Below are 26,697 nucleotides of genomic sequence, written 5' to 3'. Positions count from 1 at the left end.
GAGGAATCAGGCTCACTTGGTCGTTTATTTTTCTAGGAATTAAATGTTGAACACCTTGATTTCACCAAAATATTGTTTTACACAAGTTTCCGAGCTGTTTCCAGTAAACCTTTATATAGGCGCTTCACCGACTTGGGGATCTTGTAATCACTTGGGAAACGGGTGAATTTCTTGAGACTGGGCTGTTTTAGAGGATCACCAAAATCATTTTTATTCTTTTAAAAATGATTAGAGCAATTTCAACCCATAGCCAGCTATAAAGGAAAGCAAATAAAAAGATACTTATAATTGTAAGAAATGAAAAGGGATCGGAGACGGCTGGACCTAGAATTGGAAAGTGAAAAATAAATATTAAACTCATTATTCCTAACATCAAAATAATTGTACCAGTAGCAATAATACTTAATCTCTTCCTGAAAAAGTAAAAAGATGCTCCAATTCCAAGTCCTAACAATCCTGTTGTAAAAGGAAATACAATTAGTTCAGTTGGCTGTAGGATGAATAACAACATAATGGTCAGAAAATAGACCTTTACTCCAAATGGAATAGAAAACATGGAACATAACAGAATAGGTGCAGTGGTAAGCGAACTAAAAAAATATCCTATACCTGGTAAAAGCCACCAACAGCTTGTAGAATAGCGGCAATACAGGCAAAAATAGACCCTAATATGAGCTTCATCGTTTTTTTATGTTTCTTGAATATTATTTGATATAAACGAACCTCATCAGAAATAGGTTTAAAAAAATACACTTTTCCACCTCATTCTAAATGGTTTATATTATATGTTTTCCGTACATTATATTTACCATTTATTGAGGTGGACCTATTATTAATAATCCAAACATCACTATCCTGTGTAATGAAAAATACCTCCCTTAATAAAAGTGTTTGACTATACAGTATCAAGGCATGTTTTTTCTGATTATTGCTTCTATACTATCCCTAAGTGAAATGCATAAAATTCTTGAAGAATAACGATACATCCTTCATTTTCTATAAACTAGTTCTACCACTATATCTATGTCTATGTGGTGTTTCACCATTAACTGTAGTTACTCCACTAAATTCATGGTAGTGGCCTCCCTCAGGTAGAGGAATCGCTGGTCCTGTTGTTCCACGAATAACATGTCTGTGTTCTGCATCAAAGGATGTAAAAGTAAAATAACGATGAGTATGTTGAACTCCGCTTGGTGCTGGTTCTGTTGTTCCTACATAACGATGATCATGTCCTACATCAAAAGACGTTACTCCTCTGAATTCATGGTTATGAACAGCCCTCCCATCCCATGTATTTATATATAGATTATGCGAGTGTTCTGAACTACCATCATCAGAATGATACATAAATCCTGTTACAGGTATATTTGTCACTTTTTCAATCACCCTTTCTATTTACTCCTGTATCTTATGAGCAATAGAGAAAAAAAGAGTGGGTTCATGTACATAGAGAAGTGTAAATAGATACCTAATTATTGAGGTTTACACTACTCATTAACAGAAAGCCACCTGTATTTCATAAATGTGTGAAATACAGGTGGCTTTCTTTCTATCGATAACATCCACTTAACTAAAGCTTAGGATAATGATAAAAAGGATCACACCATTTCATTGAAAAAGTGTGGTCCATTTGATTTAACAGGAATTTATATATCGTTTTATCGAGAGCTTAAACCGTTAAATAAAAACAGCTCCATGAGAATGTTATTTTATTTTCAACACTGGAATCCAAATTTCACTTTTCACTGTTGGAGATGTCAAATCGTTACTTTTAATCGACAAAATTTCAGGTCCTTCAGTCACTTGATAGTTGGAAGATGGGAACCACTCCGAATAAATCCGTCCCCAAGTTTCTTGTAGGTTGTTAGGAAATGGTCCATTTGATTCGAATATCGCCCATGTTAAGGCAGGAACTTCAAGTTGTGAAAAGCTTTCAGGGGCCTCTCGTGTTGTTGCCACTCCGATATACTGATCCAACTCTCCTTTTTCTTCCATACGTCCTTCAGAAAAGTTTGTCGATGCTTGAATCATCCCGTTAGGTTCAACATTAGAGAGTTTTTGCAATTGCTCTATCTTCCCCACTGTCAAAGATTGCCACATCGCTGCGATTTCCGGGTTTTCTCCTTCAAAAACAATGGGAACTCGTTTCATGATACCAACAATGTTAAATGCTTCTTTTTGTTCGATTCGGTAATTCATTTCATTTCCTCCTCTAATTGATAATTAGAAGGTCATTAGTGGATATGCTTTTAATGGCTGTCCATTGTTTCTCGCTTCTGACGGGGTGATACCATGTACATTTTGAAAAGCTCTAGTAAATGCGTTCGGTGAATTGTATCGATATTTAACCGCAAGATCAATAATTTTTATATTACTATTTGTAAGCTCAAAAAATTGTAATGATTGACCAAATGAACACAGGAGATAATAAAAATCCAATTCCATCTTTGGCTCTTACAGACAATTCATTTCTACTATTTGTAACTTCCAATTCATCATCCCACTACTATTTATATTAATACACTGCTGGTGTTGAATATATTCAAAAGGCACATCATATTGAAGAAATGCTCTCCGTTTATTGAAGTTCTAAGCTATCCTTTAATACTTTTGTAGCTTCAGGAGAAACATAAAACCCATTTTTTTCGTATCCGACATACATAAAAATACTCTCTTGTCCTTCGTCTCCAAGGATAAGGTGTAAGAGGTGTCTTTCACCGTTTTCATAATTAACTAATATGTCAAAGTCAGGTTTGTCATTAGATACATCTACATCATGTTGTACACCCCTTGCTCTTTTCATAACCTCTTCAAAATGAGAAATTACTTTCTTATCGCTGCTGGTCATAAAATAATTGTCATGTATACCTCCATAACCTCCAGATTCAGAAATGGAGATTTTTTTTACATCATCTAAAATGATCATTTCATCGTGGACAGATTGGCAAGCACTTAGGACTAAAGCTAAAATAAACAGCCGATATATTTTCTTCATAAATTAACCCCCATATATTTATAAATAGCACAAGATGAGGCAGCTCCGTTCAACTACTTTTTCTGTTTCGCTCCTTCACAGCATAATAATGTATTACTCTGTTTTTGGCCTGTGGTAATCAATTTGTTGTTCTTTTCGTAGCTTTATTCCAGGAGTTAACTCTCTTTTTGACAGGAATTCGTCTACCTCTTCAATGTTTGATGACTTCAAGACTAACTGCTCTGAATCAAAAATAACAAACGCTGGAAATTCGTTAAGTTCAAGAGTTTCAATGTATGTATAAGATTCAGTTCCAGGATATTCTCCTGGAACTAACCAAATATATGTACCATATAAAAGCGTATCTAAACTATCTTTACTTAATAATTGATTAAAGTTTACATTATAATAATCTTGAATTTCTTGCCATTCTAAATACTCTTTATCCTTTTCAGGTACGGCATACAGCATATAAAAATCAGAATGCGAAGAAACTAAATGCTCTAACATTTCTTCCTCTGTTGTATTTTTACAACCTGTTATCACTGATAACAATAATAACCCTATTACTAGCATTCTCAAATAAATCACCACCCTCATAAATTTTCACCTTAACTCACCCACTACGTTACTTTAATAACAAAAAGAACTGTCCCATTGTATAAATCCCTAAACTAAACCACTCCGTTTAATTAAAGAAAAAATGAAACAATAAATAAAACTATGAAAATAATTAAAAGAATTAATGGAACAATAGCCTGTCGTATTTCCTCTTCTCCTTCTGCTTTTTTAAGTTTTCGCCTATAATCTTTCCATCCAGAATAACCTCCAATTAAAATCAAGAACAAAAGAACATAAGTTCTTATTTCTAGAAAAATAAATCCTATTATTATCAATGGAATTATAATTGCATAATACAGCTTTTTATTCATTTCAAACCATTCTTTTCTTCTGAAATACTCGCAACACCTAAAGCACGATTAAGTTCAAAGAATACTAAAGTTTCACCTTTGTAACCTTCAACGGATAATAAATTTGCATCTCCTATACTTTCTGAACTTTCTTGTTCTAATCCATAACTAATTGCTTCTTCTCTTGTACTGTGCAAATCCATACTACTTGTAGCGCATCCACTCAAAAATAATAATGTTATAAAAACCAATACTGATAATAGTGATAGATTCCTCAAATCAAAATTACCTCCTAAGAATAATTTAACTAATCAACCATAACATATTTTTTATTTGGGATTGGTTATTTTATGGAAAATATCTCCATCAACACCCCTGCTACATCCACTTTAATTAAATTCTTTCACAAAGTTAGAACCAAAATATCATTTAAGTGCGCAGTATCTTTACCCCCTTATACTACCAGCACATGACGCTGTTTTCTCAGTATATTTTATTGACAATGATTAACAAGTAAATGTATAGTAGATACTATATTACGAAAAGGAGGGTTATTAAAAATGATGCCATCAGGAAGACTACGCCAGCAAACTTTGAACAATAAGTAACTTCATATGTTCAAAGGCTCTGTTATCATAAAGCAGAGTAAACGGGAGTAGTCTGTACATTTTTAATAATCTTCTACGGGGAAGTATACACTTTTTACGTGAAGAAAGGCAGATACCCATCTGTCTTTTTTTCGTATGCCTTTTTCGCTCATACTGTTATACCTCGTTTACTCTTACCACAGACAGTAGCCTGTCTGTGTTTTTTTATGATTACATTCCTTTACATTCTGTGATAAAGGAAGTGTAAAAATGGAAAAACTAGTTTTGGAATTGAAAGATATAGAAGTTTTTAAATCTCCATAACATGAAAGCACTTGAAACATTTCTATTCCATTATGAAGGAAACGGTTTATTGGTAAGCCATAACCGTGAGTTTGTCAAACGTGTGGCAGATCATCGTTATGAGATACAAGAAAAAAGAATCAACTATATTTATTGAAAAAATGAATCCTCGGAGGAAATAAAGATGAATACACTTAAACTTAAACAATTAGCAATGAACAAAGGATTGGACATTGTAGAAAACACGATCACAATCAATGAATCTGGCGTTGACTTTCAAGTAGCCTACGCCAAAGATCAGAACGACGATAAATGGATACTAAGAATTCCACGGAGACCAGAGTCAATGAGACATGCTCAACAAGAGAAAAAAGCGTTAGATATCATTGGTCACCATGCTAGCTTTCAGGTTCCGGATTGGTCGATCTTCTCTGAAGATTTCATTGCTTATAAGCAACTAAGCGGTGTGCCTGCGGCGACGATTGACGTGGAGCAACATAACTATGTATGGAGTTTTGATGAAACCAATGTGCCATCAGCGTATTATCAGTCATTAGGAAAAGCACTAGCAGACTTACACTCATTACCCCACGATGAATTCAAACCTAGCGGTGTTGAAATTCTTCGTGCTAGTGACTTAAGGACTTCCATGAAACAGCGAATGGAACGCGTAAAAATTCGTTACAATGTCAATCCAACTTTATGGGATCGCTGGCAAGCATGGCTAGCCGAAGAGTCCCTTTGGCCCTCCCATGTAGGGGTAAAACACGGTGACCTACATCCAGGTCATATCCTCATTAATCAAAATCATCAAGTAACTGGTCTCATTGACTGGACAGAAGTCGGGATTGCTGATGTGTCTGTCGATTTCATGTCACATCACCTCCTTTTTGGAAAAGATGGACTATCTAAATTAATCGACGCTTATGACAATGCCGGTGGAAAAACATGGTCAAGAATGGATGAGCATATTGTGGAACTTCTAACAACAAGGGGCATCACCGTAGCTGAATACGCTGAAATTTCAGGCCTAGAAGAGATGCATGACACTGCTGCACACATGCTTGCAAGTGACATGTAATGAAACGGACTGGTCGTTAAGCAAAGGACTGGCGATCAGTCCTCTCCTTTTTAGGGACACTTCTACTGCCCCCTATTCTATCAAGATTCTTTGATCCAAAGTTACCGAGCAATTTTCGCACTACATCTGTTAACTCTGTGCTTATTAGTTGATTTCGAGACACCCACGGTTAAAACCAGTTATACCATCACCTGTCCTTCATCGGCCTTATGAAGGACATTTCCACTGCGATTTCCGCCTACTTTGTCCTTCATCGCCTTTATGAAGGACTTTCCACTGCAATTCTCACCCCTTTTTGTCCTTCATCTCCCTTATGAAGACTATTTCCACTCAGATCCGGGCACCTTTTGTCCTTCATCTTGTACGCCACTCGCATCCACACCAAAAGCGGTAACGTATGCTACCGCTCCTATTTTAATAAATTTCACTCCAATGATTTAATTACTTTTTGAAATTCTTCCTCATCTATTCCTACTGATACAATCCTATAAAATGGATACCAGTCAATTTCGGTTTTTGGAATTGCTGGAATAAACTCATAGCTTAAGTTTAATCCATTTACATGATCATTAAGCTTATATTCTCCAACAAAGTTATCAATCATTTGATACGATAAGTCAGGATTTGCTTCATAAGGATCTACACCCTTTTCGGTATATTCTAATAATCGTTCTGAATGTAAGGCCCTTGCATATTGTCGTTGACTGATTTCAACATACGAAGTGTTATCAGCATTTGAATAAGTTAGAAGAAATAAGTCACCTTCATAGATAACTTGTTCTAATTCGAATTCAGCTGGTATATAGCTCGGAACAAGTACATCATATTCTAACTCTTCCACTGCTTTTGTCATTACATCTTCATTACTGGAACAGCCCGCAATCATTATGGATAAAACCATAAACACCAACAAATGGATCCGCTTAAACTTTCTTTTCATTTCTGCTATCTCCTTTAGTAAAAAAACGTACTAAAAAGGTCAATCAACTTCTCAAACTCTATGCAACTTTACTTAATTGACCAAACCGGTTAATAAGATATTTATGCTGACAACTAATACAAATCCAGAAGAAATGAAAGAAATAAAAGCAGTTCCTTTTCGCTTCCCTTCTATTTCAACAATCCCTATAACGAAAAGCATGAGCCCTAAGAGTAATTGTGTATAAGGCATGATTCCATATTCACCCGTTATTAAACTATAAGCTGATAATATAACTACTATCATTGCTAAAATAACTCTTAATATTTTCATTAATCCCCCCCCTTTCATAATGGATGTTTTCACTTTTGCTAAAGGAACTGCCACGGAAATTGCTTCTTTCTATTCATTAAAAGAATATATTTTTAAGATACAGAATCCCGTATAGTAAGGCTCCACAAATCACGATAAACAGCCCAACCATTACAAAGCCATACACAAAACCTTTACCCATTGACAATAAATCTAAGAACATATTTTTAATCAGATCAACTATCTTAACCATCATCTTCCCCTTCTCACTATACGATTACCCACATTCTACCATAAGTTGAATGTGGCTTACTAAAGTCTATGACATTACCACAATAGAAAAAAGGCAACCCCCTACTCTCAAAAGGGTTGCCGTTCACCATTGGAACGCAGTGACAGCCTCTATAATGTATGATCCGTGATCACCTCAATACATCGATATAGAACTAACTGCATGACGTATGATTTACAGACATGGAATTCTATTTATTTCCGTTTGAAAAGCTTAGGTCATCAATCGTGGACATTACTCGTTATTGAAAGTCTTCGTTCTTTTTGTCTGTCACAAACATATGACCAGGAGCGTGTGTGATGATTCTTGGGATTTTTGTATTAACAGCAGCGGCTTGCGGGGTTACGCCGCAGGCCCAGAATACTGGCGTTTCATCTTCTTTCACCTCGACAAATTCACCGTAATCAGGGCTACTAATGTCTTCAATCCCAATAACTGCTGGATCACCGACATGAACAGGTGCACCGTGCATGTTAGGAAAACGCGAGGTTATCGCCTTGGCTCGTTCGACTTGGTTATTTTTGACCGGTCTCATGGATACAACCAATGGTCCGCTAAACTGTCCGGCTGGTTCAGTCGCGATATTTGTTCGGTACATTGCGACATTTTTATTTTCATCAATATGACGGAGCGGTATTCCTTCTTTGATTAGTGCACTTTCAAATGTGAAGCTACAGCCGAGCAAGAAGGATACAAAATCATCCTGCCAAATACGAGTGATATCGGTCATTTCTTCTACGAATTGACCATCCTCATAAATGTAATAGAGCGGAATATCTGTGCGAATATCCGAGCCTTTAGCTAGACGAGATTCGATTTGCCCAGCTTCTAACACATCAATTACCGGACAAGCTTTGTGATTACGCTGTGTATATAGCAGAAAGTCAAAGGCATATTCTTTCGGAAGAATCACTAAGTTCGCTTGAGCAAAATCGTTACAAGCACCTGTCGTGCTTTTTACGAACTCTTCGTTTCTAATTAATTCTCTTAGTTCATACGGTTTCATACTCTCACATCCTAGTTAATTGAATTTCTGATCCATATTGGGAAGAACAATGTTAGCGTCATCATACTAGACAACCCCTGCTCCTGAAGGATTTTCCCCCGTTACTTTCATAACTAATCCGCTTTTCAAAACACTAATTATCAATCTATTATTTCTCCATCAGTATTTAGTACGTACATAGGTCCACTCCTATCCTTATCCCGTACATAATACTGAGACATTTTCCCAGCCATAAGCAACGTCTTCTACTACTATTTCTCCAAACTCACTCTTCCTACGAAGGTATTCTTTCCCCCCCATCCGTTCATAAAAACCAAGCCCTGATTTATTTCGTTCCATTACCCACACGATCATTGAAGAAATGCCTTTTTCTAAAAAGTGCTTGGCAATAGCTGAAACTAGTTGTCTCCCAATACCTAACCCTCTACATTCTTGTAACAGATAAAGGGCGTACAACTCTCCGTCAAAATTTTCGTCATCAATGCTTTTACCTGATGCAAATCCAACAACCATTCCCGCATCATTCATTGCAACATAAATAAATGGTTCACTTTCGTGATTTAAAAAGTCAAGCCACCTTTGCTCGGCCCCTTCATACGATAACCTATCCAAATAATCGTCTGGTACTAAACCTTGATAAGTCGTCCTCCAACCATCAACATAAACCCTAGCTATTGATTTAATATCTTCTTCACTTGCTTTTCTAATCTTCAAACAAACCACCTCTATAGTTCTATATCAAGGTTATAACCACATTTATTGCATCATATAGGGGCTGACTCTGGCCAAATCTCTTCCGACCGAAGACTTTTCAGCTAACACTAATCTTTTACTCATCAAAACACCCTCTCAAGGATCATCTGTGCTTAACTATAACATAATTATACGATCGTCACTTCCTTTTAAAGCTACAGAAAACATGTAACTTAAGGCCAAACGACCTCGCTTCATAACCCTTTTATTTCCCAATTCAAAAATTAATTATTACAACAATTTCATGTTTACGCTTACACATATTTACGAACACTACAAATTAGGCTAATATAATTTAGCTTACATTGACTAAAGTTAAGGAGAACATCAATGGATATTATCGAACAAATTACACATTTACAATTACTTAATCAATTTTGGATCTTATTATTCTTTTTAATCCCAATGGTCCTCATCTCTAGAACAATTGTTGCAGGTACGAGGTATTCACCAATTCTAATCATTGTGATCTTTGGGCTTACGATGGGATATGTGTTAGTAAGTAGTGGTGTTGCAACACCTGGGCTTGTTGAATTCCCATTTGTTGATTTGGTCGCAAACACAACGATTATAGCATTAACCGTATCTTTCTTTGTTGGTGGACAAGAACTGCGGAAGATCCTTGGAAATAAGAACCTGGAAGTCGACGATATCGTCGCGCCTTCAGACGAAGAAACCGTTTTAGGAACGAGCAGAACACAATTTGTGTTTATTATTCGATCTTTCTTCCTTTTACTTGGTATTGAAGGATTAGCCCGCTTAATTTTAGGAACTGATTCCGGTGATTTATTCAGTAGGTATTACCCGCTCATTGCCTATATTGGTCTTGTTGGAGCTATTATTTTAATTGATAATAAAGCCAAGATATCCAATAAACATTTGTATATTAGAAAAGGACTTATTGAAATCGTAGGAATTGTCGGTGTCTTAATAATTTCATACCATATTGCCACTTGGATGAGCTCAATCATTGCATTACCACAAATTTTCTTTGCGATGATGATTGCAGCTGGATTAGGGGCGATTTGTTACAATTGGACGTTTGGACCAACGATTCGTGCCTTATTATTTGCCGGTATTCCGATTGTGTTAGCTGCTAACTTCATGATTGGTGGTTCGAGAATCGGCGATGCTTTTACAATTTCTGGTATGAATGCCGTATTAGCCTACGGATTTTTCGGTCAACTTTTATGGATGTTTGGTGGAATCGCACTCCTTATGTATTTTGCCAAGACAGCGAATACTAGGAACCTAGCCCCTGGTATGGCAGGTGCATTGTCACATTCAGGGTTAACAGGTGCTTGTACAGCAGGAGACTTCGGGAAAACCGCAGCTCAACGTGCACCAATCATGATTAACATCCCATTTTTTGGCCATATCTTTGTATTCTCAGTCCTTGCCATTAGTGCCGAACGTGGTGCCATATGGGTCGGTCCATCTACATTGATCGTAGCTATTGGAGTTATTTTAACCATTTTAGCGCTTAAAAATTTAAGACAAGCTAATGGTGACGACCGTAAAGAAGTTAAAGCTTTAATGCAGTTTTCATTCGGTTGGCAAATATGTGCCGTATTCGGCGGGTTATCGTTATTGAGTTTAAGTGCGATGTCGATCGAGTATGCGGCGATGACGCAAACATCAGCGATTTCCCATTTTGGTCTATTTGCAGCGATTCAAGGTGGCATGTTCGGTGCTGATGCTGCCTTATTGATTCCGTTCATATTCTCAATGCCATTCCTTGTTCATCCACTCGTCTTCTTTATGTATGGTAAGGCGATGGAAAATAATGGTGAAATGCCAGTAAAGCCGGTTTACATTTTAACTCTTATCGGTATACTCGGTGTCATTTACTCTTTATTTACTATATAAAGTAGCCAAAGGTGTGTAGAAAGATGATTTTTCTCTTTTTACACACCTTCTTTCATTTTAGTTAGTTGAAGGTGCGACTATCCCCAATAAAAATAGTTTGTCTATTTTTATGAAGGACTTTTCCCTTGGGATTCTCGACTACTTTGTCCTTCATCGCACCGATTAGTGAAGCTTAATTAAAGCTTATTCATAAAAGATAGCACATGATTTTTAACTTTTTCCTCTTCTTCCTCTGTCATATTTTCCAATTGAAAATGATCAACCGTCTCATCTGGTAGTAGGATCGTTGACGGTTCTTGAAGTTCTTCTTTTCGTTCATCTCCATCTTCTACATTCGTCACCTTAGACCTGTTAAATTCAGAATGGATGATTTCCGTTTTAATATACCTACCATCTAAATCATAAAAATCCTCAATGGCTTTGATATCGGTTGCTATATGATTGTTTCCTTCTTCAATCGTAGTGATCACATTTACCTTCTTAAAGCCAGTTGTCTCATAATAACCCTCATCGTTTTGTTCTGATGTTTCAGTTACAAAAACTTCAATATGCTGAAATGTCTCCGTACGACCACACGCACTTAAAAGAAAAACGATCAACACCAAAAAGGTCATCTGCATAAACTTTCTCTTCATTTCAGCTATCTCCTTTAGTGAAAAACGTACAAAAATCCAATCACCTATTTTACTTAACCAACCACATCGGTTAATAGAATAGTTATATTGACAACGAATACAAACCCAGAAGAAACGAAAGAAGTAAAAGCAGTTCCTTTTCGTTTCTCTTGTATTTCTATAATTCCTATAACTAAAAGCATGAGCCCTAAAAGTAATTGAGTATAAGGCATGATTCCATATTCACCCGTTATTAAACTATACACTGATAATATAACTACTATCACTGCTAAAACAACTCTTATATTTTCATCAACGAGCCCCACTTCATTTTGAATGTTTTCCTATTTATTTGCTTATAAAAGGAGCAACGATGGAAATTACTTCTTTCTATTCGTTAAAAGATTACATTTTTAAGATACAGAATCGCGTATAGTAAAGCTCCACAAATCACGATAAACAGCCCAACCATCACAAACCCGTACACAAAACCTTTCCCCATTGACAATAAATCTAAGAACATATTTTTAATCAGATCAACTATCTTAACCATCATCTTCCCCTTCTCACTAACGATTACCCACATTCTACCACAAGTTGAATGAAACTGACTGAAGTCTACAACATAACCACAATAAGAAAAAAGACAATCCCTGCTCTCAAAAGGATTGCCTTTCACCATTAGTACTCGAGTGATGCTCGATCATAATAAAATTAAACCGTTTTATTTTACTGCCTTTCAGCTAGTTTCCTTACCCATCCAATCCATAGCCTAGTTAATAAAGATTTAATGTTTAGACTAATAAAAGAATGATACCATCTCCATCCCCGCTTAAATTTGATTAAACCTGTTTTTCGTTCAGCATAAAGTTCAATCAAAATCATAGGAATTGTGAAATAAAATAGCTTTAAAAAGATCACCAATGGCTTGTCTTTTTCTGTTAGCTGATTATAAATAATCGTTACAACAGGATATAATAAAAAATCAAACAAAATATTTGTTTTAAACATTTTAGGCAGTAGTCGGACAGGATACTTTACTGTATTGTAAGAAACAACCACCTTATCAATGATTCCATTGGTAACTGCGTTCCAGAGAAAGACCAACAGCCAATCTTTTATTGGTGGTTTCCTCAGCATAATTGGTAACAACACGAATCCAAAAGCAAGAAGGCTTCCTAAAATACCCTTATCAATTTTATTTCTCTTCATCATACAGGCACCCCCTTTTGCTGTTAGGATGTGCTACTTATGGAAATTTTATTTGTCATGCTTCTTGGTTTCTTTAAAGTACGGAAGGCTAGCATCCGTTCATAACCCATACTATGAGCCAACTTTGGCCACACCCAATGCGAGGTGTTCCCATAGAACCTCTTCTACTTTCTCCACCAATTCATTGGGACACTCAACCACTAAAACAACCTCTGACTTTTTTCCCCTAACCACTTTCTTCCTTTTATGAATCATTTTAAAAATGATGTAATCGATGATAAATCCAATCATAAATCCACTTGCAGCACCGATTAACCCCCAATAAATTGGCCCCCACTCTAATACAAACCCAACACTTGCTCCAATAACAGAAAAGGCAGTCCCAATGGCTGCACCTTTATCAAATAGGCTAATCCCATCTGCACGGTGAAGCGTATCAAATAGCCTTCTTTCTTCGACCCGGTTGATAAGTGGGACAGCAAGGATATGCTCTTTTTTTACTCCTATTTTTTCCAATGACGTGATAGCTAGCTCCAGATACGTTGAGTGCTCAAAGGTAGAAAAGATTTGCATTTTATTTCACCTCATTTACTGATGCTGGGAACCTTACACGGAGCTGTTGATAATGGTTTTTCAAAAATTTTCTTTGTTCACTTTCATATAGCTTATTGTTTTCAACCGTATTAACATAAGAATCATATACAGCAAATCCAACATGAGAAGGTATAAACATGAACCACTGCGGATCGATCACTTGTGTGGCTTGTGCAATTTCTCCTAAAAACAGATAGTGAATCGCAACAAGGATTTGAGAAGAGTACACAAAAACAATCATAAACGCCATTGTAAAAATAGCGGTTAGTACTCGATGAATATATAGTTGCCCCAAACCAGGAGTAAAGAGTGACCATATCACTGCCATCAATGGCCTTCTTTTATCTAAATAATTGACTTCAAAAGCACCAATTGTGTATGTAGGAAAATCAGCATTCTCCCTTTCTGCCAACATGAATACTTTATTCATATCAACCGTTGTTCGATAACTATCCCATATTCCAAAGAGGTATACGGGTATATACAAAAGCAGCCACCTTGGGTCAAGAACTTCTTTTGCCATACCGATATTCCCAGTGAAAGAATAGACCATCGCATGATTTAAGTTAGCCATATTATTAACGAGAATCTCCCACAGAAAAAGGGCATAGCCCCTTAAATATTTTGATAATAAAAGATGACCAAACCCCGGGAAGGCTGCTGACCACCAAGCAATGATATATGGATTACGTAAATGTAGCTGTGTAGTACCAATGGAACTGACGTATGCTTTAAATCGACGTTCCTTATTTGTTGGGTTAAAGTTATTCATCGTGTATACCCCTCAACTTTTTTAAGTTAAGGTTAATTTTTACTATATTTGGAATTTCTATTCATAGTGAGCTCGACCACTATCATTTCTGAAGGAAGCAAGGAAGACAACTGCTTATGTACATTTAGCAACAGCAGTACCTACCATATGTAATTCTAATTTGAACATTCTCTTGATCATCAAGTCTAATCTGTTATGTCGTAAGAAGTTAGATGCTCGGTATACTTGGCGTCCTGTATATCAAAGCAATTTCTGCAATTAACTCGTCACTGATGTGCACGAGTACAGTTAATGGTTCTTCATCATCGATTGTTTGCAGAACGTCTTGTGGAAGGTCGGTTAAATTCGCTCTTACTCGTTCACTAACCGTACCTGTTATATCCGTTCCCTTGATTTCAAAATGCACCCGATCATCTCTTGTAAGCCGATATTCTTCAAGGAATGAGGAATGAAACGATACTTTTAAGTGCCCGTATGTATCCACCGCGTTATCAGTTTCGTTAAAAAATTCTATGGTAGCACCTACTCCAATACTTTCTTGTGAAGGGTCTGGCTCATATTTAGCAAACGGAAGATGAAGGTCATCCACCGATGGTCCTGGTTCTGCACATGCAGCTATCGTAGAAAGGATTACGATAAACATTGCATACTTTTTCATTAGCTTAAACAAAAACAAATTCCCCCTTTTATGACTAGGTATCTTCATTCCATTGCAACGATCGCACTTTCACTTTTGCCTTAAAGATTGCACAACAAAGTATACTCCTATAATAACTAACAAGGTAGCAATCAATAACGGCAACGTTCCTACTTCTCTTATTGCAGTACCGAAAATACCGTAGCGACCATCCCAACTTGTCTCAGCTAACGCTTGAGCATAGATAGACGCTGAAATTAAAGTGGCCCCGTAAAGAATTGCACTTACAAAGAAGAGAGATATTCCAATATGTATATTTTTCATTTCCATCAACCTCCAAATCTTCAGTATTTCCCCCATAAACGATCAACACGATAAACGGCAAGAACCACACCCACCTTTGTTAAGGTTGACATGGATAAGAAGACTAATAGATAAGAGTTTTCGTTATAATCCACACTATTGGCTCCTTCAAAATTGGTGCCCATACGTTCTACAACTGCATCTCTGCTCGTATATGGTGGGAACATGGTTGCAGATTCTTATGTTAAATTGACCTTTATTGGCTCCATCAGTCATTGAGTGGATCGCCTGCCCTAGATCTTCATTAAAGATTACTTTACTACTTTCGTACATCCAAATAAAAGCCGATAATACGGCAAGAAGGGTGATTTTTTTCATCTATGTTCTCCTATTTCTTTTCAATGAATACAATTCTTCTAATGGATATTTTTCATCGTTGGCTGCATTAGCTATTGTCGGTCATGAAACCTGTCTTGCCCCTTTTTTCCATTCATTTGGAGTTTAACACCTCATATCTACTCTTCAATGGAAATACCAATCAATAAAAAATGATCTCAGAATCCTTCACACCACATTGTTTTCCCCCCTTCCTGTGATACTAAGCCTGTTGACCTGAACGATGATTAGCTACTAAACTGCTATGATACATTTTTGTTTATTTAATCTTAAAAAAGGGCTGGGACAAAAGGTAAAAACCAACCTTTTGTTCCAGCCTCCATTACCTTATTTAGGTTAGCAAACTCCCTCTTAACCAAGCGCGTGGACGGTATGGTCCGATAGGAATTTGGATCAAGCTAGTTTTTCCTTTCGAATCGATCCTGTAGAGCTCATCACATTGGTTTACATCGAATCCTAACAACGGATGCCCCCCCATTCCTAAAGCACACGACACCAAGAGCAGCCTTTGCACGATAATGCCCGCTTCCATTTGTTGGATACGGTATCCTCTATACCCCAATATTTCTTTGAGGTGATCCTTATCTCCAACTACATGAAAACAGAGTGGAACTTGATACAAATTCACATTGGGCATGGTTAATCCAAATTGTAAAAACTCCCGGTAATCCCCCTTCGTTATTCTCCGAAGTGCATGATTGTTATTGTCATAAGAATAGGCACCATTAGGGATTCCCTCTACATTATAAAAACTGCCATATAAAGAGACACGATTCTCAACCTGATCCTGTGTATCATCAAGATCATTTTCATACGAGAAAGTAAATGTCTCTTTTAATAAAGTAGATAATTGTGTCTGACTTACTTTTCCTAAGATGAAATCGCTATCAGGAGAATACCGCTTCCTGCAAACAGATGCGAGATCGTACGAAAAACACTCCGTAAATGGCAGCAAAACCATCTCCCTAGCTAAGGATAGTTTTTTCGCACAATTATTTTTTTTTATTTTCATAAATGACTGCGTTGTGTCAAACATCGATGCTTCATTAAGTTTTCTCAGCATCGGATAATCAAACACTCTCTTTGAACGATGATAGGTATCATGTCTCAACACTGGGACTTCCGAACACAATTCAGATGCGGAAATTATTTCTTCTCTTTTTTGGTTTTTATCAACACAAGTAATGGATGGTTTTATACTTAATGCGATAGCCGCATATACACTTTCCTCTTGTTCGGATAACCCAAGCAAATGATTAATAGAGCGGTCAAGAAACTGATAGCATACCCGTGTAGAGAACCCAATCCGATTGGCCACTTCTAATGACTGCCCCATTAACACACCTGCATCTAACCCTTGGAGTCTATAGGAAAAATTATTGTATTTATAAAAATTCTTCCAAAAAACGGTTGAGACAAAAACGATGCAAAAACAATCCATAAGAGGAAGACCATTGTCAATACTTCTAGATAAGTAGAAATCGTAGTTTCCCTCTCGCAACAAAATAAGACGATGATGTGCCACATCGTAATGGTAAATCCCTTGGGGAGCGTCATCCAGCTTTACATACACATATAATTCATTAGGATACAAGGCCCCTCCTGAGGGAACAAATCTCCGTAAAGACTGAGTAAAGCTCACATTCTTTTCCATGGTCCCATCAATTAAAGTAGACTGAGCACATTGATTCAGACCGTAAACATACCATAAGAAATGACCAAGTTCTTCAAGACTAGGGTTTAGATCAACTTCTCTCTTCTTGAGTGTTAAGGGAACTTCTGCAGTAAGAGCGATCTCAGGTAAACCGCGGTACAATTTATAGGGTAGTGGCGCATCTTGCCAATCTACCTGCCAATCTGAGGGGAAGGTTTTATCCGTTTCAAAATGTAATTGATGTAGAAACGTTTCTAGCTCCAAATCTTTTACCCTCCTACTCTTCCATTACGGGAATGGATGGGGGAATTTATTAAGCTGTTCATAAGATAACGGTTTGTTCACAAATCCTAGTTTCATCGGTACCGTGAGTACCCTCTCCAACCCTTTCACACGGGTGAGGTGGTGCCCAAATGTCATTGGTAACATGCCGGGTATTAACACCTTTACACAGAATAATCCATTCCGTTTAATTACCGTTGATGTTTGGTCAACCACAATAACATCAAGGTTAAAACGCCGGAGCCTTTGAAGAACATCCAGAAGATCATCTTTTAAATCAGTATTGGCCGTTGGCTCCTTAAATTCCTCAGCAAACGTACGTAAAGGACGCTGATCATCAAATAAAAAATTAAATCGTTCCTCTGCTTCTTTGAGACCGTATAGCATACCATGGTCCTCCATCGTACGAACTGCAAACGGATCTTTAAGCATCCTTTTATATTTTTGTCGGTTTCTCTCCAATTTTTCATCATCCCTAAACATCATCCCTGCAAGCTCGTAAATCGAGCTTTTTACAGCCCTAACAGGATCAGGGTTAGCACCTGCTGCACAAATAATGTTTACGCCCTTGGACCTTCTGTTTTTGGCCACTGCCCAAACACTTGGAATCCCATGTTCCATTGTTGAATTGTAAAAATAAAGGTCATAACCGGTAACCTCAGTAATGCGGTCGACCATCAGCTGTAATTCTTTATCGTTAGCTGAACGAAGATCAAGTCGTGGAAGGGGGAGCTTTGCATACCAGGTTAATAAGAACGAATCTCGCTCAACTACCTCCATAATCGCATGGAAAATGGCTTCTTCTAAAGTTCCCCCTATTGCACATCCGTTTGATGTTTCATAGACAAAACCATCCCCACAGCCCAAACTATAGTAGGCAAGTAACTCTGGAATTAGAATAGGACGTTCTTGTAAGAACGAGTAACCCCAGACCCAATTCATCGGGTCATCAGGTTTAAATGGCTTAAACGGAAAATCAGGCTTTTCATATTGATTCGTTTCATGTAGACCAACACTTGTAGGATTTAGTGCGCTATTTTTTAAATGATGATAACTATCACGAACGACTGTCTTTTTTCCTCGAGGTTCAATTCCGCAATATCGTTCTAAACCTTCCAATATGGCAGTCAGCTCACTCATTTCATAAGAATTAGACCTCCCTGCTACTCCTTCATCTCCTCCAAACAACGGCATATTCACTAAAACATCAGCAAAAGGCAGCCTGACATCCTGCACTTTTCCATTCATGAGCCCAGTACGATAATCGAGATAATCTTTGACTAGAACTGTTTTTAATTCATCAATCGATCGAGTGCGATAACCGTTACCATTGATTTTAGGACTCGATTCTAACCGAATTTGAGCTGATTCTAATGTGTCATCGGGTAATGAACCGCAAATCGGACACGACGGGTTAGGCAGAAAAATGTGAAGAGAGTTCGATAACGTTCTCAGGTTTGTAATGGACAATTTTTCTTCTAAGTTGCTGGATTCTCCTTGAAGAATCCTCCTTACTTCATTACTTATCAAAACTGCCATTTGCGACAGACCTATTCGTGATGCCCACGCATCTTGTAGTATACCTTCTTCTGCTGGTATTCTCCCTTTTAGCTTCCACATTTCTTGTCGATCAGATCCCGCTATGATACGCCGCATATCAGCACAGTAAGAACATCCCGATGTGTTCGGGCTTACGAATGGACCGATAATTCCCTCCCCAAACGAAATGAAACCACGAAGCCATGGGATACCCGCTTCCCTACATCTTTCTTCCGCTTTTTGATGAATCGATGGATGCCAGGAATCGTGGAGCATCAGAGCTAATTCTGTTTCACCTGGAACGTCTTCTACTATACTTTGACGTTTTATATGATAGGTTTCGGATAATTGTTGATAGACAAGATCCGCTAATAAGCCCTTTCCATCCAGTAGAATTAGGGATGCCATTACGATTCCTCCTCTCGAATCTGTACACCAAACACACCTGCTAATTTCTCTTTTAAAAAGGGTTCGAACGATAAATCATAAACAAATAAGCGTTTCCCGTTTTCTTTTAAGACGTTCATGGAAGATTGTAATAGCTCGTATTGACTTAATTCATCACAAGAAGAAATGTTGAGTTTGGCTTTCTTTTTTTCAGGAAATTCGACTGTTTCCATCTCATTATCTACCTGAGAATTCACTGTGTTTTGAGTTTCCAAAAGTGCTTGCTCTAATACATTTCGTAATGCCAGCGTTGGATTTAAACCAGCCCTAGTGTACCATCGATCATTAGACCTTACTCGTATGACTGGAAAGCCTAGTAGATCCTCTCTTACATCGATGATTGGTTGACCATTTAATGTAGTCAACGCATCTAAATAAATTCTGCATTTCTTATCTTCTATTGAACCCAGCTGCCATTCAAAGAGCGTGTTAGGCTGATCAGCCTTTCTTTCCCTCAACTCTTCATCTAAATACCCTTGCAGCCCTCGACATACAGCCTCCTCAATTGTTTCCCCTGCTCCGATCCCCAATAAACCTTCTGGGATGGTCAAGTCCATATATTCATTCTCATTTTCACATCCCTCAACATCTAAATCGATCAATTGTGTAACATACATTTCAATGCCCGTCAGCCCGGCATGTCTTTTGGCTTCCTCATGTGTTAAACCAGCACAAATAACTTCCGAAAGAAGGTCTGCTGGTCCGTTAGTCAACGGGTTAACTGCTTGAACATAACACTGTGCGAGAGGAAGCTGTGTCAAATTTCGTTCGTCCCATGTATGCAAAATACCTATCTCTTCAGAGGTTAATCGACTAAAATATTCCAAGAGGGTACTCGTTGTGGTATTTCTGTTCGACTGCTGTTTAATTTTACTATTAAGGTCTTCAATCAGTCTCGGAGTTAACCTTGTTGGGGTAACCAATGGGTGTGTGATGAATGATAACCAGTTCCCTTCCAATGTTTCAAGATTAAGCAAGTAAATTTGATTACTTTGCGTTGAACCTGTAATTCCTACAGCCTTCTTAAAAAATTCAAATACGAGGACATTGGTCAGAATCGATCCGACTGTTGAAGAGGAATTGTTCGGCTGCCGTTCTACTTGAACAGCAGATTGATGAAGGCGGCGCCATGCAGACTCCCAGCATCCATCTGATTCTGGGTGAACGACTGGACCCGCGAGCCCTACTTGCTCTAGACATATGGCAGGTAGAAACAGCTTCTTTTCCTCTTTGCACACGAAGTTAAGATTCCTAAGTTCATTTACATTTCCGTTCTGCGAGACATATAGTACAACATCATAAGTCTGTACCGCTTGTTTCAAAAAACTAGTATGCTCCCCTTTTACAAAAGGGACCTCCTTTACCTCAACCTCTGAATCATCTTTCTGAGCACTTTCCACCAGTTCATAAATCCGGGGTCGATTTGTAGGCATTGGTTCCGTTACCATGTAATGGCATTTAGGGAGTCCCGATTCGATTAATGAACCCACCAATGAAACTAGAATGGGACCAGCTCCGACTGCCAGAACTTTATTCTGACGGTATTGCTGAAAGTGATACGCACCTGAATCAGAAAAACTCTCGATAAATTCAATTTGTGAAGAATACTTTTCAAGAACTGTACGATTTAATTGGTGTGATCGATCTTGACTTGTATCTCGTAAAAATCCATTCTTGTACAACGTCTCTCCAATCTCATATACTCTCTTCTTATATGAGGGAGTTAGTCCCTCAGTCAGTTCGCCCAATGTTTGCTCCCCGTTGAACATCGGCATCAGTGTTTCAATCCACTGATAGATGGTACTTCCTTTTATACGGAATGAGCTTTCATTATTTCTAAAATAAACACCACCTTCCTGATCAGGCAGATAAAATGTATCTCTTTTTACCTTCAAACGTGTGGAAGCATTAAGTTTAGTCATTCAACTCCTCCTGATTTCTAAATCGATTCAAATTATGCACTACCATTTTATGTAGTTTTCTTTGTCCATTATGATTAACTAAAAAAGTGCCCCTGCGATAAATCATGGCGGCAGGGACACTTTTTTTCATTAAATAAACTATTTTTAAAATGTCGATTACCTTCCCCCGCAGCGGTAGCAGTTATGACATCTAAAACAGTTATGACATCTAAAACAGTTAAAGCAGTTAAAGCAGTTATGACATCTAAAACAGTTAAAGCAATTGAAGCAACGAAAACCGCCACAACGATGAAAGCCTCCGCCCCCAAACGCACCAAATTGGCGTGCATTTTCACTATAAGCATCCATAGGATTTAATTCACCAACTTGGTACTGATCCATCTCCAAATTTTGCAATTGATTTTGAAAATTTTGCATTTCATCTTCCCCTTTGTATTGAATTATCAGGTTAATCCTACACCTGATGGGAGAGTTAAACGAAGTTATAATTCCGTACTCTCTTCAACAAAATATGATTACTTTTAGGTGGTTGTTACTAATTTCACTGCCTAAAATTAATTATATTTCTTCAATTCAAAGTAGACATGCAAAAATATCATTCAGACGAGACTGTATCAAAAACCTAATGCTATCGTCGCTGCATTACTCAATATAGTTGTAGTTAGATTCATCTCATTGCTTCTATTGTAATTTGATCCCTGGTGACACCAAGACTAAAATAAGTGAATACGTATATAAAGAAAAGTATGAAGAAATAGGTGAATAAAATGAATGATAGACAAAGATATAGAACGCCACCCCTATTAACACAACTACGACAACCAATCCAGCTCATGCACGTAAAATAGTAGCGAATTTTAAATATAAAGTGAGGTAATTAAATGTATTATTTTGAAGAAGATAGCAGACAAGAGCAAAGGTATCATTGGCTTTGTTTAAGGTATCCTTGGCATCCATTATGTCGGCCACTACCGCCTTTACAAACTTATCCATCTACACCACCTATACCACCTGTACAATCTCCCTTTTAAAATAAGGTAACCTGGTACCGAAACGAAAAGTAACCCCTCTAGAAATGACTTCCTAGCAAGGGGTTACCATTTTCATATATTAATTCTAGTAGAGGTAGTCAGATAGGAACGGAACTCTAGATCATATACATACCTGCGAGACCTTCTCTCGGAAGATAGCCTACTTCTCCAGTTTCAACCAGTTGTATTAAGTCATACACGTTCGTACCTGTGGCTGTCGGCCTTGCACCAACATTATATCGATGAACAATGAATGGTGTACCTTCACGAACGAGAGTAGTTGGTGAATATTCGTTTGGATTACTCATCAAATCGACCGCGAAGATGTTAACGTGAACTCTTTTTGTCCAACGTGGGATTAGTTGATGTCGTTTCAGTCCGAGCCTTGCTATCTTCGCAATAAAAGGATCGCGATCACGTGTAGCTTGTTCTAACCCAGCCCTTGTTTCAATCCCTATCCCTATTCGACCCAAGCTCAATACTGCACCAAATCGCAATGATTCGCATGGATGTTGTAAAAAGGGGAGAAGGTAGGGAACACCTCTTTCCCCTACCACTTCCCAACTGTAAGAAAGGCGTTCAAAAGAACCAATCCGCAGCGCGTCTATTAAATCTAGACATTCCTCAACAGGGAATGTCCACCTATCGACCAAGGCATCAATATCGGGAATACCACCAAATCCGAGTATCAACTCCATTCCAGGGCTGACCTGATTCGTACCATACAACCGATTGGACTTTCTTAGCCCTTCTACAGAATTTCGAGGAATTTGATTAGCGATACAGGTTAGAGTATCCCCTGGGACAACAACATAATAGTGGTTAGCTCCATATTTCCATGGCGTAATTTCTGCTATTTCCGATTCATCTTGTGGTATGACAAGTGGCAGCCCTAGCAACAGATGATTTGGATTACAGATGACATTCACCTGCATAATCGCATCGGCTGTCACTCCATATTGCCTTGCGATTGTTTGCAGATTTTCATTAGCTCTGACTTCATGTACCAGCATGATAAGACCCCCTAGTTACGTTAACTCTAAAACCTTGTATTCTTCTTTTACTTGTCTATATTTAAAGAAAACAATCATTTATATTACTTGATTAGTAACATTTATGCCACTAAGCAATAAACTTATAATAGGGAACTCACCTTAAGTAATATTCGACAGGTAAATCACCAAATTTCATACACTACATCAAAATGTCCATTACTTTATTTTTATTGATAATACCGTACATTGAAAGCAGGATAGTTTTTGGGAAGCACCTCTAAAAGTAGTTATGAATTAGGTAAAAGGAAGTGTTACTATGCATTGGTATTACCCACTTATGTATAACAGTGGTTACCCAAACACACAACCTACACCTGTAGCAGTTCCACCAATGGACTGTGGGTGTGTGAGTAGGAAGTCCCAAATACAAGGAAAAGGCGAAAGACCCGCTCCTCCTCTTCCTTATGGACCTTATACATGTAAGCAGGGGTATGTCTGGAGGGAAGCAACTCCTAATGACTTTGTATGTGTAGAACCGCAAGTTCGTGACGAGGTTGCCCGTGAAAATGCGCTGGGTCCATCTCGAGTGCAGCCAGGGGGCGGTCCTTATGGGCCAGATACGTGTAGGCAAGGCTTCGTTTGGCGCGAGACTCGACCGACTGATCATGTATGCGTCCCTCCCCAGAGTCGTGAACGCGCCCGAAGAGAAAACGCACTTGCCGCCCGTACATTAGCTTATCCACCTGCCACTCCAAACAATGGCATATCTGTCTGGGAGACGATAAGTAATAGAGAACTAAGATTAAATGTCAGGGGGACTTTTAGTCCGAACAACCAAGTCTCATTCTATGTGTGGGATGAAACAGTTTATCCTCCTCCTATTCTGACTCCTGAGCCTCTCCAATACATCACAACTTTAAAAACTGATGCCAATGGACAACTGATAAGTACTGATGGTATCCTTCAGGAGCCTGGTCAGGATCCTGGGGTCACGACATTCGCTAAGTACAGCTGCACGAACTTAAACAATCCCGTGAGAAGATATATCATTGTCCTTGATGAAGGAAGTGGTACTGTCAGTAATGCGGGAATGCCGATTACTTGGTGTGGAAACTGATTGTATTAATTTATATATATATGGATTTTTTATACAGTACATTATTTCTTTTTGAAAGTTTTCAATTTAAAAAAAGTCGAATTTCTTACGCTAAGAATTCGACTTTTTTAAGATTTGCTCGTTCCACTAAAGAACCGATTGAACAAACACGTAATGAAATTATCTTCTTTTATATCTCCTACTTCCTTTTATTTACCATGGGGTAGGTACAGGTCCCATGTACGGAAAATAAGGAGCTAACAAAAACGGTGGTCGATGTACTACTGGCCAATATCGTGGTCTTGGCCTTACAGTTGCTTGAACCATTGGTGCATATCCTGGGTACATTCCGTAACCTGGATCTGGATACAATGGCATTAATCCTGGTTGCACTACTTCGTACCCTAGTTGCTCTTGCCGTAATAGTTCATTATAAGGTACCCCTGAATACATTTTTTGTTTCCTCCATATCAATTTTTATACATAAATGCTTCTGATCTTCGATGCCATACCTATAAGCATATTTCAAAAAGAACACCAGATATAACTTGCAGGAAGAAGAATGGCGCAACAAATCCGACGACAACCCCTGGTAGTAAGAATGGAAGAATATTAAAGACAAGATCAACTTGAGGATTTCCGCCAGGACCTATATAGAAGACAATCTCCCATCCCGGTGGACATAGTCCTCTGCTTTCATCAGAAGAACGGATTGGAATTCCACTCTCCATCATCATAATTAAATGTTGTAGAGTTCTTGGTCGGGCGCGAATCACACTGTATAATAACATCGGATTGGTTTTCAACTCTCTGACGATTGCTACCACCTCTTTTGGTGGTTCTGTTGGAGGACGCCCCCCATACTTTGACGCATATGAGTGAATTAGATTCGCCGATACCGGGATAGCAGTAGTAGAAAAGCCTGCCTGTGTACCTCTAACCGGATAGAAACTACCCGACGGGAAGACATCTGACTCACTAGCAGGAATACTCTGAAAAGCAGGCTGAGAATCTCTCAAATAGATTCCACTAGAAGTTGTCGTACTTCCAGATGGCCATGGCATTTCTGGCTGAATAAACGGGCTTGCAGGTGGGAATTCTGCCATTCCTGGCGGCCACGGCATTTCTGGCTGGATATACGGGCTTGCAGGTGGGAACTCTCCAATTCCTGGTGGAAACGGCATTTCTGGCTGGACATATGGACTTACCGGTGGCAATTCTCCAATTCCTGGTGGAAACGGCATTTCTGGCTGGACATATGGACTTACCGGTGGGAATTCTCCAATTCCTGGTGGAAACGGCATTTCTGGCTGGACATATGGACTTACCGGTGGGAAACTATAAACTTCATTCTGCCGTTGATATTGAAGTTCTTTTGCATCTTGGTCCATGGTAACCTCCTTTCCTATATTGTTTAGCGAGGTATATTTTGTGCTTTCAATAGATTGACTATCATTTCTCCAATTTGTCTTCCTAGCCTTAAACCTTCATCGTTGTCAACTTTAAAATGAACGCCAGCGTATAAGCGAGATTGCGCACTCGCTTCCATGATCCTTTTAATTACAGCAGACTCTTGTGGAAAGTAATAACTTAATACTACCTCTGCACAACCTGCCAAAGAAGCATGTGCTGAAGGATAGGCCGGGAACCGAGGGGTCAGTAAAACATAAGGCAAGCTTAACCCATATTGATTTGGACGGGCTACATCCCAAAGATATTTAAAATACCAAGTAATAACAAAGGTATCATTTAAAGCAGCATAAAAGTATGCTAGTACTCTAGCAGTCTGGGGTGAATCTAGTCGATATTTTTCGGTTAAATGGTAAACTAATGGTGAAAGTCGCTTTGTCATTTCCATTGTTCCCCAATAAGTAGCAAGTTGAATTTGTTGCGGGGTTAGTGATTGTAATGTTTGCTGAACGATAAATAACTCGTTCTCCCAATTAATGTCATTAGGGTGTTTAATTCTCCAGTTAATCCGACGACCAAAAGGATCTAAAAAATGATTATTTCTATCCCTAACAAAGAAAAACATCGGTCCACCGCTTGCTTCCGGAGAACCTTTAGGGGGCATCACCTCCCCAAAGTAAGGGTGTTGTGACCACCTTCTATAAGTCATCTATAATCCCCCCTTTTCTTTAAGTTTCAACAAATAATACTCGTTAATTACCTATTTATCTAGAATCTAAAATCAGA

At 38.3% G+C, this 26,697-nt stretch carries 29 protein-coding genes and 1 pseudogene; 3 read left to right on the top strand and 27 right to left on the bottom strand.

The genetic code is table 11. From position 1 onward, the window contains the following. Window positions 1-996: 996 nt before the first annotated feature. The 6 genes and pseudogenes from KH400_RS12980 to KH400_RS12955 all read right to left on the bottom strand — a co-directional run bounded on the left by KH400_RS12980 (window position 997) and on the right by KH400_RS12955 (window position 4,163). Window positions 997-1,347 carry a YmaF family protein gene (locus KH400_RS12980; protein ID WP_217225187.1) on the bottom strand — a complete coding sequence of 117 codons (351 nt, stop codon included), beginning with the start codon at window positions 1,345-1,347 and terminating at the stop codon, window positions 997-999. 357 nt (window positions 1,348-1,704) lie between these two features. Beyond that, a pseudogene (locus KH400_RS12975) lies at window positions 1,705-2,403 on the bottom strand (GyrI-like domain-containing protein); the annotation flags it as partial. Window positions 2,404-2,578: 175 nt separating this feature from the next. Then, window positions 2,579-2,995, bottom strand: coding sequence for a YhfM domain-containing protein (locus KH400_RS12970; protein WP_217225140.1), 417 nt, complete (start codon window positions 2,993-2,995; stop codon window positions 2,579-2,581). Between the two features lie 93 nt (window positions 2,996-3,088). Continuing rightward, window positions 3,089-3,574, bottom strand: a complete 486-nt coding sequence (locus KH400_RS12965) for a hypothetical protein (RefSeq protein WP_217225138.1) — start codon at window positions 3,572-3,574, stop codon at window positions 3,089-3,091. A gap of 92 nt (window positions 3,575-3,666) precedes the next feature. Further along, a complete protein-coding gene (locus KH400_RS12960; RefSeq protein WP_217225137.1) occupies window positions 3,667-3,906 on the bottom strand; it encodes a hypothetical protein in 240 nt (79 codons plus the stop codon). Next, entirely contained in the window at window positions 3,903-4,163 is a 261-nt protein-coding gene (locus KH400_RS12955; RefSeq protein ID WP_217225136.1) for a hypothetical protein, read from the bottom strand. The genes KH400_RS12960 and KH400_RS12955 overlap by 4 nt, the downstream gene beginning before the upstream one ends. Window positions 4,164-4,959: 796 nt before the next feature. Here KH400_RS12955 and KH400_RS12950 point away from each other — a divergent pair. Further along, window positions 4,960-5,856: a macrolide 2'-phosphotransferase gene (locus KH400_RS12950; RefSeq protein ID WP_217225135.1), complete on the top strand. Its 897-nt coding sequence runs from the start codon at window positions 4,960-4,962 to the stop codon at window positions 5,854-5,856. A 424-nt stretch (window positions 5,857-6,280) separates the two neighbouring features. On the opposite strand, the gene KH400_RS12945 is transcribed toward KH400_RS12950, so the two are convergent. The 4 genes from KH400_RS12945 to KH400_RS12930 form a co-directional block, all read right to left on the bottom strand. Continuing rightward, the gene (locus tag KH400_RS12945) at window positions 6,281-6,796 is read right to left on the bottom strand and encodes a hypothetical protein (protein WP_217225134.1); all 516 of its coding nucleotides are present in this window, start codon (window positions 6,794-6,796) and stop codon (window positions 6,281-6,283) included. Window positions 6,797-6,868: 72 nt separating this feature from the next. Beyond that, window positions 6,869-7,108 carry a YczI family protein gene (locus tag KH400_RS12940; RefSeq protein WP_217225133.1) on the bottom strand — a complete coding sequence of 80 codons (240 nt, stop codon included), beginning with the start codon at window positions 7,106-7,108 and terminating at the stop codon, window positions 6,869-6,871. A gap of 512 nt (window positions 7,109-7,620) precedes the next feature. Then, window positions 7,621-8,385 carry a putative hydro-lyase gene (locus KH400_RS12935; protein WP_217225132.1) on the bottom strand — a complete coding sequence of 255 codons (765 nt, stop codon included), beginning with the start codon at window positions 8,383-8,385 and terminating at the stop codon, window positions 7,621-7,623. 195 nt (window positions 8,386-8,580) lie between these two features. After that, window positions 8,581-9,108, bottom strand: coding sequence for a GNAT family N-acetyltransferase (locus KH400_RS12930; RefSeq protein ID WP_312889165.1), 528 nt, complete (start codon window positions 9,106-9,108; stop codon window positions 8,581-8,583). A 360-nt stretch (window positions 9,109-9,468) separates the two neighbouring features. Between KH400_RS12930 and KH400_RS12925 the strand changes: the two genes are divergently transcribed. Beyond that, window positions 9,469-11,007 (top strand): hypothetical protein, encoded by a 1,539-nt coding sequence (locus KH400_RS12925; protein WP_217225128.1) that lies wholly within the window; start codon window positions 9,469-9,471, stop codon window positions 11,005-11,007. A 176-nt stretch (window positions 11,008-11,183) separates the two neighbouring features. Here the strand turns inward: KH400_RS12925 and KH400_RS12920 are convergent, their stop codons facing one another. From KH400_RS12920 to KH400_RS12855, 14 genes are all read right to left on the bottom strand, one after another. Beyond that, the gene (locus tag KH400_RS12920; protein ID WP_217225126.1) at window positions 11,184-11,642 is read right to left on the bottom strand and encodes a hypothetical protein; all 459 of its coding nucleotides are present in this window, start codon (window positions 11,640-11,642) and stop codon (window positions 11,184-11,186) included. Window positions 11,643-11,695: 53 nt separating this feature from the next. Beyond that, window positions 11,696-11,947: a DUF3953 domain-containing protein gene (locus tag KH400_RS26410; protein ID WP_217225124.1), complete on the bottom strand. Its 252-nt coding sequence runs from the start codon at window positions 11,945-11,947 to the stop codon at window positions 11,696-11,698. Between the two features lie 71 nt (window positions 11,948-12,018). Further along, window positions 12,019-12,177 (bottom strand): hypothetical protein, encoded by a 159-nt coding sequence (locus tag KH400_RS12910; RefSeq protein ID WP_217225193.1) that lies wholly within the window; start codon window positions 12,175-12,177, stop codon window positions 12,019-12,021. 173 nt (window positions 12,178-12,350) lie between these two features. Next, on the bottom strand, window positions 12,351-12,836 hold the full coding sequence (locus KH400_RS12905) for a CBO0543 family protein (protein ID WP_312889164.1): 486 nt from the start codon (window positions 12,834-12,836) through the stop codon (window positions 12,351-12,353). A gap of 108 nt (window positions 12,837-12,944) precedes the next feature. Then, window positions 12,945-13,406, bottom strand: a complete 462-nt coding sequence (locus tag KH400_RS12900) for a hypothetical protein (protein WP_217225122.1) — start codon at window positions 13,404-13,406, stop codon at window positions 12,945-12,947. A gap of 1 nt (window position 13,407) precedes the next feature. Further along, window positions 13,408-14,199, bottom strand: coding sequence for a hypothetical protein (locus KH400_RS12895; RefSeq protein ID WP_217225121.1), 792 nt, complete (start codon window positions 14,197-14,199; stop codon window positions 13,408-13,410). Between the two features lie 208 nt (window positions 14,200-14,407). Then, on the bottom strand, window positions 14,408-14,869 hold the full coding sequence (locus KH400_RS12890) for a hypothetical protein (protein WP_217225120.1): 462 nt from the start codon (window positions 14,867-14,869) through the stop codon (window positions 14,408-14,410). A 57-nt stretch (window positions 14,870-14,926) separates the two neighbouring features. Next, window positions 14,927-15,160 (bottom strand): phosphatase, encoded by a 234-nt coding sequence (locus tag KH400_RS12885; RefSeq protein WP_217225119.1) that lies wholly within the window; start codon window positions 15,158-15,160, stop codon window positions 14,927-14,929. A 706-nt stretch (window positions 15,161-15,866) separates the two neighbouring features. Then, on the bottom strand, window positions 15,867-17,453 hold the full coding sequence (locus KH400_RS12880; RefSeq protein WP_217225118.1) for a SagB family peptide dehydrogenase: 1,587 nt from the start codon (window positions 17,451-17,453) through the stop codon (window positions 15,867-15,869). Window positions 17,454-17,477: 24 nt separating this feature from the next. Beyond that, a complete protein-coding gene (locus KH400_RS12875) occupies window positions 17,478-19,418 on the bottom strand; it encodes a TOMM precursor leader peptide-binding protein (protein ID WP_217225117.1) in 1,941 nt (646 codons plus the stop codon). Then, window positions 19,418-21,379: a putative thiazole-containing bacteriocin maturation protein gene (locus KH400_RS12870; RefSeq protein ID WP_217225116.1), complete on the bottom strand. Its 1,962-nt coding sequence runs from the start codon at window positions 21,377-21,379 to the stop codon at window positions 19,418-19,420. Before KH400_RS12870 ends, KH400_RS12875 begins: the two co-directional genes overlap by 1 nt. Before the next feature lie 156 nt (window positions 21,380-21,535). Continuing rightward, window positions 21,536-21,760: a hypothetical protein gene (locus tag KH400_RS12865; protein WP_369009379.1), complete on the bottom strand. Its 225-nt coding sequence runs from the start codon at window positions 21,758-21,760 to the stop codon at window positions 21,536-21,538. Between the two features lie 450 nt (window positions 21,761-22,210). Beyond that, window positions 22,211-22,372: a hypothetical protein gene (locus KH400_RS12860; protein ID WP_217225114.1), complete on the bottom strand. Its 162-nt coding sequence runs from the start codon at window positions 22,370-22,372 to the stop codon at window positions 22,211-22,213. Window positions 22,373-22,526: 154 nt separating this feature from the next. Further along, on the bottom strand, window positions 22,527-23,423 hold the full coding sequence (locus KH400_RS12855) for a LysM peptidoglycan-binding domain-containing protein (RefSeq protein WP_217225113.1): 897 nt from the start codon (window positions 23,421-23,423) through the stop codon (window positions 22,527-22,529). A gap of 298 nt (window positions 23,424-23,721) precedes the next feature. Here KH400_RS12855 and KH400_RS12850 point away from each other — a divergent pair, with 298 nt between their 5' ends. Then, window positions 23,722-24,522, top strand: coding sequence for a hypothetical protein (locus tag KH400_RS12850; protein ID WP_217225112.1), 801 nt, complete (start codon window positions 23,722-23,724; stop codon window positions 24,520-24,522). A gap of 192 nt (window positions 24,523-24,714) precedes the next feature. Here KH400_RS12850 and KH400_RS12845 read toward each other — a convergent pair whose 3' ends face one another. Genes KH400_RS12845 through KH400_RS12835 form a run of 3 tightly spaced genes read right to left on the bottom strand, consistent with a single transcriptional unit; the run spans window position 24,715 to window position 26,620 of the window. Next, window positions 24,715-24,954 carry a hypothetical protein gene (locus tag KH400_RS12845; RefSeq protein ID WP_217225111.1) on the bottom strand — a complete coding sequence of 80 codons (240 nt, stop codon included), beginning with the start codon at window positions 24,952-24,954 and terminating at the stop codon, window positions 24,715-24,717. Window positions 24,955-25,013: 59 nt separating this feature from the next. After that, window positions 25,014-25,892, bottom strand: a complete 879-nt coding sequence (locus tag KH400_RS12840; RefSeq protein ID WP_217225109.1) for a hypothetical protein — start codon at window positions 25,890-25,892, stop codon at window positions 25,014-25,016. 23 nt (window positions 25,893-25,915) lie between these two features. Further along, window positions 25,916-26,620: a vanadium-dependent haloperoxidase gene (locus KH400_RS12835; protein WP_217225108.1), complete on the bottom strand. Its 705-nt coding sequence runs from the start codon at window positions 26,618-26,620 to the stop codon at window positions 25,916-25,918. Window positions 26,621-26,697: the final 77 nt, after the last annotated feature.

It is taken from the genome of Desertibacillus haloalkaliphilus (assembly GCF_019039105.1).
In the GTDB taxonomy this organism is placed as follows: domain Bacteria; phylum Bacillota; class Bacilli; order Bacillales; family KJ1-10-99; genus Desertibacillus; species Desertibacillus haloalkaliphilus.
The sequence above is the reverse complement of the archived record's forward strand: the minus strand, read 5'-3'. Positions and strand labels throughout refer to the sequence as shown.